Below are 15,440 nucleotides of genomic sequence, written 5' to 3'. Positions count from 1 at the left end.
GTTCTGCTGACAAAGCCCCTTGGGCTTACTTTACAGAGTCAATCTTCTCGCCGAAGTTCCAACAGCAGCCGCTTCTATCTACTACCCAACGGCTGCTTTTCAATTGGATGAACAAAATTAGCACATTTATCGCCAAAAGCAAGTGAAATTGTAAGTCTTTTCGGGAGGGGAAGTGGCCCGAAAGCGGTGGTTAAGCCTGAAGCGGTCCGTTTAAAAGTGCTTATGTTTGTGCAGAAAAAAGTGCTTTATGCCGACAGGATACCGATGATCGGGCACTCTTTTAGCTTTTTTGTACTTAGACTTTAAAGACGTACGCACGCATGAGAATTATATTTTTGGGAACGCCCGAATTTGCCGTCGAAAGCTTACGCACCCTGGTGGAAAACCAGTGCGAAGTAGTGGCAGTCGTGACGGCTCCCGACAAGCCCGCCGGACGGGGCCAACAATTGCAGCAGTCGCCCGTGAAGCAATACGCCGTATCGGTGGGATTGCCCGTATTACAACCCGAGAAACTGAAAAACCCGGCGTTTCTGGAAGAACTCAAAAGTTATCAAGCCGACCTTCAAGTCATCGTTGCTTTTCGGATGTTACCCGAAGTGGTATGGAATATGCCGCCTAAAGGTACGTTTAACCTACACGCCTCGTTATTACCGCAATACCGCGGAGCCGCTCCGATTAATTGGGCCTTGATGAACGGTGAAACGGAAACGGGGGTAACGACGTTCTTTCTGCAACACGAGATTGATACGGGTCCACTGATTTTTCAGGAAAAAGAACCCATTAGCGAGGACGATACGGTAGGATTGGTGTACGAGCGATTGATGAAACGGGGAGGTCAGTTGGTACTGAAAACCGTTCGGGCTATTGAAGCGGGCGAGTATCCACAGATTCCGCAGCCGGAAGCCGAAGAAATCAAGATGGCTCCGAAGATTTTTAAGGAAACCTGCGAGATCAACTGGCAGCAATCCGCCGCTTCCGTTCGGAATCACATCCGGGGTTTGTCGCCGTACCCAGCAGCCTGGACTACACTTCTCGGCAAAAATTGTAAAGTATACCGGGCATCCTTCGCGGAACAATCGGATGAAGCCGAGCCCGGCAGTTACCGTACCGACCACAAAACGTATTTGCAATTCCGGTGCAGCGATGGCTGGCTGGCGATCGACGAACTACAACTGGAAGGTAAAAAACGCATGGGCATTGAAGAGTTTCTCCGGGGGATGCAGGGCAAGCTTTAATTTCGGATTCGTACGCAGTTTTACAAGTTCTATACTACTTCATCGACATACCTGACGGTATATATGATTACCACCTCTGTATTTGACCTATTTAAAGTAGGACCGGGCCCTTCGAGTTCGCACACGATTGGACCCATGAAAGCAGCGTACGATTTTCTTCAGGAAATCCGGAAAGAAGAACAGCCCGGAACTTCCGTAGAAATTCATCTATATGGATCCCTTTCGGCGACGGGCAAAGGGCACGGTACGGATCGGGCTATTCTGGGCGGATTACTGGGCTGGCTGCCCGACACCTGCGACCCAAAAGCCCTGCTGGAACTCATGACGAAGCCGGGCCAGACGTATACCTTGCCCGTATCCGGCGAAATTCGGGTAGGGGAAGCCGACTTTATCTACCACCGCGGAAAGACGGATTTTCCGCACCCCAATACCATGATCCTTAAACTGACCGATGCTTCACAGCAGGTGTTGCTGGAACATGAGTACTATTCAGTGGGCGGGGGCTTCATTCAGCGAAAAGGGCAGCCAATGGAAGGGACGCGGGAGACCGAAGCTCGTTTTCCCTACGAGCATATGGAAGGTCTGACTACCCATTTACGCACGTCGGGACTAACGCTGGCTTCGCTGATGATTCAGAATGAAAAATCACTGACGGGGCTGACGGAAAAGGAAATCAACCGAAAACTGGATTTCATTATTGAAGCAATGGAAAAGGCCGTGAAACGCGGCTTACGGGCGAAAGGAACGTTACCCGGGAAAATCAAACTTCAGCGGAAAGCTCCACTGGTGTACGAACAGGCCAAAAAACACTCCCTGACTTCCGATAGCTTTCTGATGTTTCTCAATGCCTACTGTCTGGCTGCTTCGGAGGAGAATGCGGCAGGGAGTATCGTCGTTACGGCTCCAACGTCGGGAGCTTCCGGCGTATTTCCGGGATTGACGTATCTGATGAAACACCACTTTCATTACTCACCCCAAAAAATGCGGGAAGGCTTACTGGCCGCCGCTGCCATTGGCTTTCTGGTGAAACACAATGCAAGTATCTCCGGAGCAGAAATGGGTTGTATGGGCGAAATCGGTACGGCTTCGGCAATGGGTGCTGCGATGCTGGTTTACGCGGCGGGCGGCAGTATCGGTCAGGTAGAAGCCGCCGCCGAAATTGGGATCGAACATCACCTGGGTATGACCTGCGATCCGATTGGCGGATATGTACAAATCCCCTGTATCGAACGCAACGCGATGGGAGCCGTAAAGGCCTACAATGCGTACTTACTAGCCATGGCCAGTGATCCTTCGTACCAGAAAATATCCCTGGATAGCGTACTGAAAGTGATGCGGGCCACGGGCCGCGACATGTCGCAGAAATACAAGGAAACCTCAGAAGCCGGTTTAGCCCTGAGTATGACGGAATGCTGATTGTGGTTGATGGTTTTTAGTTGTTCGTTGATGGAGTATAAGAGAAAGGTATCACAATCTAAAACCAACAACTAAAAACCATCAACCAACAACTAAAAACAAAAATGATACACCTCGTAGTAGCGGTGGCTGAAAATGGAGCCATTGGAAAAGATAATCAACTGTTATGGCATCTGCCGGATGACTTGAAGCAGTTTAAAAAACTCACTTCGGGCCACACCGTAGTGATGGGTCGGAAAACCTATGAATCCATTGGAAAACCGCTGCCCAATCGTACCAATGTGATTGTCACCCGTAATGAAAACTACGAGGCACCGGGCTGTATCGTCGTCTCTTCCTTAGGGGAGGCCATTCGGACCGAATCCGACGTATATATTATTGGTGGAGCCGAAATTTACCAGCAGGCGTTACCATTTACCGATCGGATTCATTTGACGGAAGTACAGGCTTCGGTAGAGGGAGATACCTTCTTTCCTAAACTGGATTCAGCAAAGTGGCATGAACTCAGCCGGGAGACGCATCCCACGGATGAAAAACATATATACGCCTTTGATTTCGTTGAACTGGAACGGAGTACCATCGAAAAAATAGAGGCTTAGCCGAGCGGCTATTCCCGGAATAAGGCAAAAGCAAATCAACCTTTGTCCCGGAGAATGTCTACTTTTGCAGGTGTACAAATTTCCCCGAAAAAGGGAGGTTTGCTGAACAGTGAAAAACCGTAAAAACAGAAAACAATAGATTATGCCAGGTACCGAACTATACGGAGCAGAAGAACGCCAGGAAATTAATGATGTACTGGAAACCGGAATGTTCTTCCGTTATAACCACGACGCTCAACGCAATAACATCTGGAAAGCCCGCGAATTTGAAGCGGAGGTTTGTAAACTCGTCGGAGCCAAGTACGCTCATGCCGTATCTTCCGGTTCAACGGCCGTACAATGTGCCCTGGCGGCGGCGGGTATTGGTGCGGGTGACGAAGTAATCGTTCCGCCCTTTACGTACATCGCCACGGTGGAAGCCGTACTGATTGCCGGAGCTATTCCCGTATTCGCTGAGGTGGATGAAACGCTGTGTCTGAGTGCAGAAGGCATCCGTAAAGCTCTGACGCCGAATACGAAAGCCATCTGTCTGGTACACATGTGTGGTCAAATGGCCGACATGGATTCCATTATGGAAGTGGTAAAAGAGCACAACCTGATTCTGGTGGAAGACGCCGGACAGGCCATGGCCGCCAGCTACAAAGGTGTATCGACGGGCTTGTGGGGTGTAGCCGGAGCCTATTCCTATGACTTCTTCAAAATTGCGACGGCCGCCGAAGGTGGCGTGATGGTCACGAACGATGAGCAGATTTATAAGCTGGCCGACAGCTACTCCGACCACGGTCACGATCACATTGGCAACAACCGGGGTATGGAGCAACATCCCGTGATTGGCTTTAACTTCCGCATTTCGGAGTTACACGCCGCCATCGGAAAAGTACAAACCCAGCGGGTACCTTACGTACGCGAAAAAAATAACGAGTACAAAAAATACCTGATGGAGAAACTGGGACAAGTGCCCGGCGTATCCTTCGCCACCATTCCAGACCCATCGGGTGATTCAGCGACGTTCCTGAACCTGCTGCTGCCCGATACGGAAACGGCGGGCAAAGTAGTGGCCGAACTGAACGCCGCGGGCGTGGGAGGCTTCAACTACTGGTATACCAACATGTACCACTTTATCAACCAGTGGGATCACCTGAAAGAAATGCGTACGGCGGCTCGTCTGGGCGTGGAGAAATTCGGTGCTCCGCAGGACTACGCAAATCTGGACATTCCGAAGTCACAGGAAGTCATTGGTCGTCTGATTTCGTTCGGAATCCGCGTTACCTGGACTTACGCAGAAATCGACACGCTGATTGAAAAGGTATCTGCGGCGGTACAAAAAGTACAGCAGGTAGAAGCCTAAGCAGTGAAGAGTTAGCAACGGAAAGGCATTTAAAGCATATTACGATGTTAAGTACAACCTTGTTATCCGAAATCCGATCCCTCAGTCCTGAATTACAGCAGGAGGTGGAGCACTTTGTCCAGTTTTTGAAAACGAAAATGGACCGGGAGTCTACGCTAAACGAACGGGAGTATGGTTATGCGAAAGGTAAAGTACACCTGAGTAACGACTTTGATGATCCCCTGGAAGCATTCGAAGAATATCGCTAAAAATGGACGTATTACTGGATACGCATGCTTTACTCTGGTTTTATGGCGGTGATGAATCGTTGCCAGTAAAACTGAGAGAGCAAATCAAAAGCTTCGATAACCGATGCTATTTGAGTGTAGCGAGCCTCTGGGAAATTAGTATTAAGCTGAGCCTGGGAAAGCTTGAGTTAGGCACCAGCCTACGGGAGTTTTTCGATTTCATTGATCGGAATAATTTTCATATTATTCCGATCGAATTTGAACATTTGCTGACTCTTCAACAATTGCCTCTTTTTCATAAAGACCCTTTCGACCGCATCATTATTGCTCAGGCGTTGACTGAACAGCTAACGGTAGCTTCGAAAGATCGTTTTTTCCAGGATTATGCTTTACCTATGGTTTGGGAATAACTTCCCTGAAGCCAGTCCTGAATGATAATTGAACAATAGTACCATGCATAAGAATTTCAAAGGAATTGAAAAGACCGTTTACGGACGGGGCAGTTTCAGTCAGCTGGGAGATATTCTGGCTCCCAAGCGGACCGAAAACAATCAGTATTTCGTCTTCATTGTGGATCAGTACTTCAAAGGAAAAGACCTCGAAAACCGGGTTCCCGCGGAAGCTAAAGATCTGGTGTACTTCATCGACGTAGACGTTCACGAACCTACCACCGAGCAGATTGATACGCTGCGGGACGAAATCCTGGCGAAACAGGGTCTTCCTTCGGGTGTCGTCGGCATTGGCGGTGGTTCGGTCATGGACATTGCCAAAGCTCTGTCGCTGATGCTAACCAACGAAGGTTCTTCGACGCTGTACCAAGGTTTGAATCTGGTGAAAGTACCGGGCGTGTACCACGTCGGTGTACCGACCATTTCGGGTACCGGAGCCGAAGTTTCGATGACGGCCGTACTAACGGGCCCGGTTAAAAAACTGGGTCTGAAATGCGAATGGACCGTATTCAATCAGGTCGTACTCGATCCCGAACTGATTGCTACGGTACCAACCGACTGGTGGTTCTATACCGGGATGGATACGTATATTCACTGTATCGAATCCGAAAACGGTCACTTCAATAACGCCTACTCACACGCCTATGCCGAGCAGGCCATGAAGCTTTGCCGGGATATTTACTTAGGCGAAAATGCCGGGCAAACGCCCGAAAACGACGACAAACTGATGGTAGCTTCCCTCATGGGCGGCCTAAGTCTGACGTATTCGGAAGTAGGCGTTTGCCATGCCCTGAGTTATGGCCTGTCGAAAATTCTGGGTACGCGTCACTGCTACGCCAACTGTTTGATCATGAATCACCTGGAGGATTACTATCCCGAGGGGGTTGCCGAGTTCAAGCAGATGGTAAAACGTTTTAACGTAACTTTACCGCAGGGACTGGCCAAGGAATGGGACGACGAAACCATTACCAAAATGGCTCACGTTTCCTACAATCTGCCGCACATGTGGCTGCACGCCATTGGTGAAAACTGGCAGGAAGTGATTACCATTGATGTACTGAAGGATTTATTCAAGCGGCTCTAGTAGTCGTTATCCCTTAAAAATTAAGATTATGTCGCAGAAAATCGTACGGGTTGGCGATATCGAATGTGGATCAGATGAGTTATTCCTCATCTCAGGTCCCTGCGTTATCGAAGACGAAAAAATCATGATGACCGTTGCCGAAAAACTCAAAGAAATTTCGGAACGTCTCAATATCAAGATGATTTACAAATCATCGTTTCAGAAGGATAACCGCTCAAGTTTGGATTACTACTCCGGCCCCGGTCTGGATAAAGGAATCAAGATTCTGGCGAAAGTGAAGGAACAGTTTGGTTTTCCTTTGCTGACGGACATTCACTACCCCGATCAGGCGGCTCCCGTGGCTGAGGTGGTAGACGTACTCCAAATTCCAGCCTACCTCTGTATGCAAACCATGCTGGTAACGGCAGCTGCTCAAACGGGTCGTGTCGTGAACGTCAAGCACGGCCAGTTCCTGGCTCCGGAAAACATGAAACATCCGGTGAAGAAAATCGAAGATTCCGGCAACGATCAGATCATCCTGACTGAACGTGGGTACACCTTCGGTTACAACGATCTTGTGGTCGATCCGCGTAGTTTCTACCACATGGCTCGTACGAACTATCCCGTGGTATTCGACGTAACGCACGCCATCCGGAAGTATGGTATTCCTTCCAAAGATTCCAAAGGCGGTGCTCGTGAGTACCTGCCCGTACTGGCCCGTGCCGGCGTGGCTGCGGGTGTAGACGGTCTGTTTGTGGAAGCTCATACCTGCCCCAGCGAAGCCCTGTGCGACGCGGCCAGCCAGTTGGATATTAGCTTACTGGAAGAATTCCTGAAACCCTTGCTGGAACTCCACGCCGTAGAAGTGAAGTACCGGAATACGTTAAAGGAGCTGGCTTAAAATCTGGCATAAGAATTTTGGAGAATTGTTGACTTCGAGTCCTGAAGTCAAACTCAGCAAAGCCCTCGGAGCATTCTCCGGGGGCTTTTTCTTTTTTGTACAGCCAGAGAAATAGACGGAAACGTTACATTTTCTCCAAAAATTGATCAAATTTATGGCTCAACAATCAACCCAACGGCCGGTTATGGAGGAAATCTCCCGCAACCTTACCCCAAATTTTTACATTACGAATAATGACGTTGAAATCATTGATGCCTTAGTTGACAATGGGGAAATGTTCAAAGATTTTTCGCGTAGCCAAGTAACTTCATTTTTGTGGGGAGAGGATTTTTGTTTAGTATTATTTTTCGCTGACGATTATGATCGCGGCTTTACCATGTACGTAGTGAGGGATTTTTCCGTAAATGTGCGGGACATGGCTCAACTCATTTTTGCTATTGACGAAATTCTAAACCAGGGTTATAACTACCGTCTATTTCACGCGGCCCGTAGTAAAGTAGAAGAAATGTTATATATGGCCCCGACATTCCGGGCGATGTGGGATAAAGCCGATCCGGAGGAAGAGGAAGATCAGCAGTATGGTCACTAAAAGCAAAGGTCAGTCGAATTTCGACTGACCTTTGCTGCATCCATGAATAGGGAGATATCAACCCCACTTGGCCTTTTGAATGTTGTCGATACTAGTCTTGATACATTCCATGGGTGGGCGTTTGCAAACATCCTGTTCCACAAAATATTGTTTCAGTCCGGCTTGCTTCGCGTGCTTGAATAAGTCCGCGAAATCAATACTGCCCGTACCTACTTCCGCGAATTCCTGCTGGGGTGTTTTAGCCATGTCCTTGACGTGCCAGAGCGGAAAACGACCGGGATACTTCGCAAAATACTCGGCGGGTTTTTCGCCCGCTTTTTCCACCCAGTACAGGTCCATTTCCATCACTACGGGCGTATTTTTTAGCAACAAATCGTAGGGCTTTTCGCCGTCCACTTTCTGCGTGAATTCAAAATCGTGGTTATGGTAACCCAGCGTCAACCCGGATTTTTTCGCCGTTTCAGAGCTTTTCGTCAGAATACCGAATAACTGCTTGTAATCGTCCGCCGAGCGTTCGTCGTCTACCAGATAGGCGAGTACGACGTATTTTTGTCCAACCGCCGCCGCATCTTCTACGGCTTTCTCCCAATTGCGGGTCAAGCCGTCGCCCATACCAAACTTCGTGGATCGGCCTGTGGTGTAGTGTCCGCTGACGGCTTTTAGTCCGTTGTCCTTCAGGACTTTGTTGTACTCGGCGGGCGTTTTACCGAAAAACTTACCCTGATTATAACTAAAGTTCTCTACCTGTTTGTACCCTAGCTTGGCTACCTGTTCCAGTACCCGCTCAATGCCCTGCTTCTGAATATCATCGCGAACCGTATAGAGTTGTAACCCAACGGATTTTGCCTGCGTAGCAGCCAGAGCTTCGAGTCCGACTGCGGAAAGAGCACCTATTCCTAAAGATGCCTGAATAAAATTTCTACGGTTCATAAAAGCAGTGAGTAGCTTTCTGTATTAAGTCGAAAAGTAAACGTCTTCAGTGTGTAGACTGAATAAACGAACGAGCTAATGTATGAATCCGTACGTGAAAAATGGAATATGGTAATAATTAATTTGGTTTTAATACGAAACAAAAGCTGGCTTAAGCCTGACCCAGTAGTCGTTTAACGTACTTACCCACAATGTCGAATTCCAGATTGACCGTATCGCCTTCGGCTAGGGCATGAAACGTTGTATGCTCGTAGGTATAGGGAATGATGGCTACGCGAAAAGTATTAATACCGGAATTAAAAACCGTCAGGCTGATTCCGTTAATACAAATCGATCCTTTTTCAACGGTTACGTTCCCCAGTGAAGTGTCGTACTCGAAATCAAACAGCCAGCTACCGTTTTCATCCTGCACCCGCGTACATACGGCCGTCTGGTCGACGTGCCCCTGAACAATGTGCCCATCGAAACGGCCATTCGCCTGCATGCAACGCTCCAGATTGACCGTGGATCCGCCCTGTAAACGCCCGAGATTACTCTTTTTCAACGTTTCATCAATCGCCGTAACCTGGTGGTATCCGTCGCCTACGGCAATGACCGTCAGACAAACCCCATTGTGTGAAACGCTCTGATCTATTTTCAGCTCCTGAGAAATCGGAGACTCGATGCTGAAGGTAACGTTGGTACCTGCATAAGTAAGTTCAGTAACCGTTCCTAACGCTTCAATGATTCCAGTAAACATATTATTATTGGCTTTTGCCGTTAAGTTGTAGATTTTTGCACTGCTGAGATACAGCAAAGTTGCAATACAATTGGTTCCGAATAGAACGGAGCCCCGAAAGATTGAAACTTTCATTGTTTAAACGCTAACATTCAGCGTACCGATCGTACTATGTCAGGAAGAAAAATACTCTTATTCGTTGTTGCCGCCGCCATTCTAGGGATTGTAGTCTATTCCTTCAGTAGTAAGAAAAAAGGCTCATACGCTGATGATTTACGAATGGAGCGGCTAGAGAAGGATCAGAATTACCGGACTTCCACCGAATCGCCCATTAAAGACAAAGCTGGTTTTCAGGGGCTGAAGTATTTCCCGGCGGATTCCACCTATGAAGTATTCGCGAAACTGGAAGAAACCGAAAGCACGAAAACCTTTGCCGTGCAGATGACGGGCGGGCAGACCGAGACCTATACCTTATACGGAAAAGTCCGGTTTGAGCTACAGGGAAAAACCTGCGAATTGCTCGTCTTTGAAAGCACGGAGGCAGGTACGCTTTTCATCCCTTTTAAAGATCAGACTTCGGGTAAGGAAAGCTACGGCGGTGGTCGTTACCTGGATATTCCCGAAAGCGACATTACCGGCAATCGGGTTACCATTGATTTTAATAAAGCCTACAACCCGTATTGTGCGTATTCGCCGGAGTATACGTGTCCCATTCCTCCGAAAGAGAATAATCTGCCCCTTGCCATACGGGCGGGAGAATTGGCGTACCATGAGTAGCGGATTGATTAACTGTTAATACCTGTATGCGATGAGTTATTTAATTAAGTCAGTAGAATCAGGATTTGAAATTTACTCGGAGGCTGAAAATCCTGTAGTAACGTTTACCTATGATAGTTGGTTTTCGAGTATAGGTCAGGCAGAAGTGAACCAGCGGAAATTGAAAATTAAATCCAAAAATGCCTGGGCCTCCAAATTCGACGTGTTCATCGACGATGTCGATCAGGGAGATATTGTCTTTAACTGGATGGGACAAATCATCATCCGTTTGTCCGTGGATGGTCCCGAAAAGGTATACTTACTCAAAAGCCGGGGGGTGTGGAATCACCACTTTATTCTGGAAGATACCGAAGGGATTACGCTCATGCTCATCATCCCGAAGTACAACTGGAGTAACCTGAATTACGAATACCAACTAAAGATTGAAGGCAATCAAGCCGTACCGCTTGAACTGGTGACCTCTTGTCAGTACGCCATTAATTTGTACATGACGATGCTAACCACGGCAGCAGCCACGTAGAAGGATAAGCTGAAATTGGGTAAAATCAGCCATTCAGACTGCTACTTCTTTTAAAATTAAAATCAAAAAAGCGGCCCCAGAAGAGCCGCTTTTTCCAGATGCGATAACGTACTCAGACTAATATTTGAAAACTTTAGTACCCGCCATTACTTCCTGGTTTTTCTCATCGAAGGTTACCCGCAGACCCGTACGGTACGCGGCATTCGACATGATGGTTGCAATCGAGTGCTGGTAACCCGCTTCGATGGGGGCGTTAGGCGTTTTACGGCTGCGTACGCATTCCATCCAGTTTTTGATGTGATTGAACGTCAGGGGATCACCACCGGTATTCGCTCCCGTTTCGACGCGGGGACCTTCCAGCTTACCCGAGGCCAACAGGTTTGCCTGCATGTTCATTTCAGCAGCATCGCGGGCCATCAAGCCTCCAGTGGGCGAAATATTGTTAGTATCCAGATTCAGCTCACCACCGTTCGAGTAATAGATTTCCTTGGTACCACCGGCTGAGTTACTGAAACGGCTGGCAAACGATACCTGGAAGCCCGTAGTCGGGTCATTCAATGGGCCGTAATCAAAGACTACCGTGAGCGTATCAGCGTTTTTACGACCATCTTTCCACTGATAAATGCCTCCATTAGCGACGGCCGAACGGGGGTGGGGCAGGCCCGAGAACCAGTGTACCGTATCAATCTGGTGGCTCATCCACTGACCCGGAATTCCTGAGGAGTAGGGCCAGAATAAACGGTATTCGAGGTATTTACGCGGATCAAACGCTTCGTGCGGACGATTGAGCAGGTAGCGTTTCCAGTCCACATCTTCCTCTTTACACTGAGCGACCAGAGCCGGACGACGCCAGCGACCCGGCTGGTTTACGTTCCACATCAGTTCCACCATCGTAATCGGACCAAACTTGCCCGATTTAATGAATTCTTCGGCGGCGTGGTAGTTGGCACCACTGCGGCGTTGCGAGCCAATCTGAACAATTTTTCCAGATTGTTTGACGGCTTTCAGTACCGCACGGGCGTCTTCCATGGTTTCGGCCAGGGGCTTTTCCGTGTAGGTATCGCAACCAGCTTTTACCGCGTCGATGGTATGAATGGCGTGCTGAAAATCGGCTGTACTAATGAAAACGGCGTCTACCGATTTTGAATCGTAGAGCTCATCGTTATTGCGGTAATCTTTAATGGTACCACCTAATTGCTTCTCCAAAAACGCTTTGCCTTCTTCGCGACGGCGTTTCCAGATGTCGGATACGGCCACCATTTCGAAGTTCATTTCCTTGGCCAAAGCCTTGAAGGGAGGTACGTGGGAAGCCCGGAAACGATCGGAGTAACCCACGCAGGCCACGCGTACGCGGTCATTCGCACCCACAATTTTACGGTAGCTGGCTGCCGACATGGCATTCACGCTCAGCATCGATCCGGCTGTCGCCAGCGAAAGTTTACGAAGAAAATCCCTACGGTTTTCCATGAGTTAGAGTTCAGCGGTCCGCCGCTGCGGTTTAGAGTTTGAAACGTTTTCAGTTTGAAGTTTACTGTTTTCAATTCAGAAAATGGATTATTGCTAATTCAGCTACAATGGGTCAAAGCTTTATCGATTCAACCCAACTGAAAACAGACAACCGTAAACTGAAAACTACTTAAGTTCACGAATTTTTATACTGCGGAAACTAACGACATCGCCGTGATCCTGAATGAGGATGGGACCTTTTTCGGCCATGCCAAAACCTTTGTAAGAAGCGTATTTCGAGCGTTCCACCAAAGCTTTGAACAAGGGAGAACCTCGATCATACTCGACTACTTTAAAGCCATTGAGCCAGTGTTCAACGTGATTGTTGGGATACACAATGACCCGGCCTTCATTCCATTCACCAATCGGCTTCACGGCGGCTTTGTTCGCTCCTGTTTTATCCGCCGGAATCAGGTCATAGAGTGATCCGATGGTACGATTTCCAGCCGCTCCGAGTTTAGCATCGGGGTGGCGGGCGTCGTCCAGTACCTGGAATTCCAAGCCAATGGCGGATCCTTTCTTTACGTAACCATCGGGTACCGTCATCGGTTGGCCGGGCTTGAATTCGTGCGTATAGGGCAACCATTCTTTCACGAAGTACTTCATACCCGAGTTGGCTCCTTCTGTAAGTTTAAATTGGAAGGTCAGTTCAAAAGCTCCGTAGGAATCATTGGTCACGATGTCGCCCCCGTTGGTACTTTCGGCTCCGTCGCCTTTATCTACGCTCAGTACGCCATCCTTAATCGTCCAGCCCTTTTCGGGGAAGGCCGTTTTATACGCACCTCGCCAGCCCGTACTCGTTTTCCCATCAAAGAGCAGTTTGAAGCCCTGAGCTTTTTCCTGTTCCGTCAGCGTATTGGGGACCAGATTTACGACCGGAGCCTGATCGACGGGAGAAGGTTGAAGGTTTTCGGTTTGAATACGAATATTTTTCCACTGAATGGTTTTTCCTTCCTTGCTGTCATCTTTGCCAATGCTGTGTACCTGCAGAGCAATGTACCCTTTCAGCGTTTGGTCATCGACGACGTTTGAAACGGGAATGCCATTAACGAACGTACGTAATGAATTGCCAATCGCTTCAATGCGGTACTTATTCCATTCGCCCCGTTTAAAAGCCTTTTTACCCGCTTCGTAATTCGTGGGCATGGCCAGCCAGCCCCGACGGGCTTCATCGTAAATACCGCCACTCCAGCTACGATCCGAGGGATCAATCTCCATCTGATAGCCATAGACGCGACCATCGTTTTCGCGTTGCAGGCTGCGGAACTGGATACCAGAATTCAGGGAGTTGTCTACCTTAACGTCGCACTCAAAAATAAAATCTCCGTATTGCTGCTCGGTGAGTAAGAAGGTATTGGCGGTATTGGTTTGTGAAATGCCGATAATCTCACCGTTTTTAATTTCGTACCGGGCTTTTCCGGAAGCAGAGCCTTCGGCCACTTTCCAGCCCTTCAGGCTTTTACCGTCGAAAAGACTCTTCCAGGAGCCTTTGCCTTGCGGTGGCGTGGCACTGGTAAGCCCGGCAAAAGACCAGACAACCAGTAGTAAAGGTAATCGTTTCATACAGACTTGTTTAATGATTAGTAAGGCAGAAATGCTTTTCGTTCATCCAGTTTACGAAGAGCTTCCAGTAAAAGACCTCTTTTTTAAGCATTACCCTGTAAAAGCGAAAGGATTCCTTCGAAACGTGTCGTATGGCCTGAATTAGCTCATCAGGATTTTCTGATCGAGAAGAAATTTCTTACTGGTTTCCGCACACGACAGAGCCGTTTTGCCCGTATCAGGTACGCCGTCGAGTTCAATAATTCCCCAGCCTTTAAACTTGATGTCGTCGAGGGCTTTGAATACGGCGGGTAAGTTGACATTGCCCTGGCCAAGCTCGACAAACTTGTACGATTTGGGATTGGTGTTGTCGGGGAGGGGACTGCGAACGTCTTTTAAATGCAAAGCGTGAATCCGGTCTTTGTACTGATGAATAGCCTTGGCCGGGTCACCACCGCCCTGGTGGTAATGGGCCACGTCGAGCAATAGCTTCACATATTTGGGATTCATTTCCTGAACAATGATGTCCACTTCTTCTGGCGTTTCACCGAGTTGGTGCATGTGGTTATGGTAGGCCGTCTGAATCCCTAAATCAGCCGTTTGCTTGCCAATTTCGTTCATCACCTGAGCCAGTCGCTTGAGTTCTTCCGGCGTGGGTTGCCGATCTTTCGGCCGAACATTATTCGTCAGCTGAATACTCGTTCCGCCCAGAGCTTTCACAAAACTGGCGTGAGCCACGTGCATATTGATGGTACTCTCTTCCTTATCCGGATCGATTTCTACGTTTCCGCTCGAAAACATAACCAGTTTGAGGTGATTGTCATCCAGTAATGCTTTGAGCTCGGAAGGTTTGTTCCGGTACGGACCAAACGCGTTCGCCCGTAGTTGAATGCCTTTAAAGCCCAGTGAAGCAATATCACGGATGGCATCAGTATCTTTTCCGCCCCAGGTGATGGCGGAATAACCAATTTGTAAGCCTGATTTTTTAGCCGCCCAAAGCTCCGTACTACTTAAAAGCGTAGCCGAAGTGAGCAAGCCTGCCTGCTGGAGAAAAGCCCGGCGGGAGAGTGAAGATTTCATACGGTTCAGAGTTTAGAAAGAGACGGTAAAAGCCCCTTTTTCCCCTGAAAGGTAATCCGGTTTTAACGAAGATCTACCGTTTCGTTGCCTAGTTGCTGACGTTTGGCTTTGCGTTGCCGCACTTTTTGTCCTAGGTCCAGCCGAATTTTGGTCTCATTGCCTTCGTCTTTCGCCCGCAAATTGAGCGTCCAGCCCTGAGCTTCTTTGGTGTTTAGACGGGCCAGCTCGTAATCCTTATCCCGTTTCCGAAGATTGGCGAGCGGAATTTGTACATACAGGTCCGTTTGATTACCAAAGCTATACGTACCGCCTACGAAGAGCGTCAAAGCGGTCGATTCAATACCCATCTTGTCCATTTCAATTTCGCGTCCTTTAAATCGAAACTGATTCGAAAGGGTGGCAAAACGGATATGATCAAAGTTTCGATTCCTGAAAATAAACCGTTGAATACCTTTAATGGGTTTAAAATCGATAAGTTCGCCGTTTCGTAAATTGAAGTTCAAATAACCGTCGAACGTACCCGGAATTAGCGTATAGTCC

General features: G+C 48.4%; 16 protein-coding genes and 1 pseudogene. 11 read left to right on the top strand and 6 right to left on the bottom strand.

The features are described from left to right. The first annotated feature begins 320 nt into the window (after positions 1-320). The 9 genes from fmt to ACOJTG_RS05935 all read left to right on the top strand — a co-directional run bounded on the left by fmt (position 321) and on the right by ACOJTG_RS05935 (position 7,827). A complete protein-coding gene (gene fmt / locus ACOJTG_RS05975) occupies positions 321-1,235 on the top strand; it encodes a methionyl-tRNA formyltransferase (RefSeq protein WP_420152976.1) in 915 nt (304 codons plus the stop codon). A gap of 63 nt (positions 1,236-1,298) precedes the next feature. After that, positions 1,299-2,651 (top strand): L-serine ammonia-lyase, encoded by a 1,353-nt coding sequence (locus ACOJTG_RS05970; protein ID WP_420152975.1) that lies wholly within the window; start codon positions 1,299-1,301, stop codon positions 2,649-2,651. A 104-nt stretch (positions 2,652-2,755) separates the two neighbouring features. Beyond that, complete coding sequence (locus ACOJTG_RS05965; protein ID WP_420152974.1) at positions 2,756-3,250, top strand: dihydrofolate reductase; 495 nt, start codon at positions 2,756-2,758, stop codon at positions 3,248-3,250. A gap of 142 nt (positions 3,251-3,392) precedes the next feature. Then, entirely contained in the window at positions 3,393-4,598 is a 1,206-nt protein-coding gene (locus ACOJTG_RS05960) for a DegT/DnrJ/EryC1/StrS family aminotransferase (protein ID WP_420152973.1), read from the top strand. Between the two features lie 44 nt (positions 4,599-4,642). Beyond that, positions 4,643-4,846, top strand: a complete 204-nt coding sequence (locus ACOJTG_RS05955; RefSeq protein ID WP_094809418.1) for a DUF2281 domain-containing protein — start codon at positions 4,643-4,645, stop codon at positions 4,844-4,846. A 2-nt stretch (positions 4,847-4,848) separates the two neighbouring features. Beyond that, entirely contained in the window at positions 4,849-5,235 is a 387-nt protein-coding gene (locus ACOJTG_RS05950; RefSeq protein ID WP_420152972.1) for a type II toxin-antitoxin system VapC family toxin, read from the top strand. A 43-nt stretch (positions 5,236-5,278) separates the two neighbouring features. Continuing rightward, positions 5,279-6,358: an iron-containing alcohol dehydrogenase family protein gene (locus ACOJTG_RS05945; RefSeq protein ID WP_420152971.1), complete on the top strand. Its 1,080-nt coding sequence runs from the start codon at positions 5,279-5,281 to the stop codon at positions 6,356-6,358. Positions 6,359-6,386: 28 nt separating this feature from the next. Further along, a complete protein-coding gene (gene kdsA, locus ACOJTG_RS05940; RefSeq protein ID WP_094809424.1) occupies positions 6,387-7,238 on the top strand; it encodes a 3-deoxy-8-phosphooctulonate synthase in 852 nt (283 codons plus the stop codon). Between the two features lie 154 nt (positions 7,239-7,392). Next, on the top strand, positions 7,393-7,827 hold the full coding sequence (locus tag ACOJTG_RS05935) for a hypothetical protein (protein ID WP_420152970.1): 435 nt from the start codon (positions 7,393-7,395) through the stop codon (positions 7,825-7,827). A 57-nt stretch (positions 7,828-7,884) separates the two neighbouring features. Here the strand turns inward: ACOJTG_RS05935 and ACOJTG_RS05930 are convergent, their stop codons facing one another. Both ACOJTG_RS05930 and ACOJTG_RS05925 read right to left on the bottom strand, forming a co-directional pair. Further along, complete coding sequence (locus tag ACOJTG_RS05930) at positions 7,885-8,757, bottom strand: sugar phosphate isomerase/epimerase family protein (protein WP_420152969.1); 873 nt, start codon at positions 8,755-8,757, stop codon at positions 7,885-7,887. Positions 8,758-8,908: 151 nt separating this feature from the next. Continuing rightward, positions 8,909-9,496, bottom strand: a complete 588-nt coding sequence (locus ACOJTG_RS05925) for a riboflavin synthase (RefSeq protein WP_420152968.1) — start codon at positions 9,494-9,496, stop codon at positions 8,909-8,911. Between the two features lie 150 nt (positions 9,497-9,646). On the opposite strand from ACOJTG_RS05925, the gene ACOJTG_RS05920 reads away from it, so the two are divergent. Together ACOJTG_RS05920 and ACOJTG_RS05915 are read left to right on the top strand one after the other, a co-directional pair. Next, positions 9,647-10,252, top strand: a complete 606-nt coding sequence (locus ACOJTG_RS05920; protein ID WP_420152967.1) for a DUF1684 domain-containing protein — start codon at positions 9,647-9,649, stop codon at positions 10,250-10,252. A 31-nt stretch (positions 10,253-10,283) separates the two neighbouring features. Beyond that, entirely contained in the window at positions 10,284-10,772 is a 489-nt protein-coding gene (locus tag ACOJTG_RS05915; protein ID WP_420152966.1) for a hypothetical protein, read from the top strand. A 117-nt stretch (positions 10,773-10,889) separates the two neighbouring features. On the opposite strand, the gene ACOJTG_RS05910 is transcribed toward ACOJTG_RS05915, so the two are convergent. The 4 genes and pseudogenes from ACOJTG_RS05910 to ACOJTG_RS05895 all read right to left on the bottom strand — a co-directional run. Next, entirely contained in the window at positions 10,890-12,239 is a 1,350-nt protein-coding gene (locus ACOJTG_RS05910; protein ID WP_420152965.1) for a Gfo/Idh/MocA family protein, read from the bottom strand. Between the two features lie 165 nt (positions 12,240-12,404). Beyond that, entirely contained in the window at positions 12,405-13,841 is a 1,437-nt protein-coding gene (locus ACOJTG_RS05905) for a 3-keto-disaccharide hydrolase (RefSeq protein ID WP_420152964.1), read from the bottom strand. Positions 13,842-13,982: 141 nt separating this feature from the next. Further along, positions 13,983-14,900, bottom strand: a complete 918-nt coding sequence (locus tag ACOJTG_RS05900; protein WP_104712848.1) for a sugar phosphate isomerase/epimerase family protein — start codon at positions 14,898-14,900, stop codon at positions 13,983-13,985. Positions 14,901-14,962: 62 nt separating this feature from the next. Beyond that, positions 14,963-15,440, bottom strand: a pseudogene (locus tag ACOJTG_RS05895) (hypothetical protein); the annotation flags it as partial.

The sequence above is a fragment of the Siphonobacter sp. genome (assembly GCF_048595215.1).
Taxonomy (GTDB): domain Bacteria; phylum Bacteroidota; class Bacteroidia; order Cytophagales; family Spirosomataceae; genus Siphonobacter.
The sequence above is the reverse complement of the archived record's forward strand: the minus strand, read 5'-3'. Positions and strand labels throughout refer to the sequence as shown.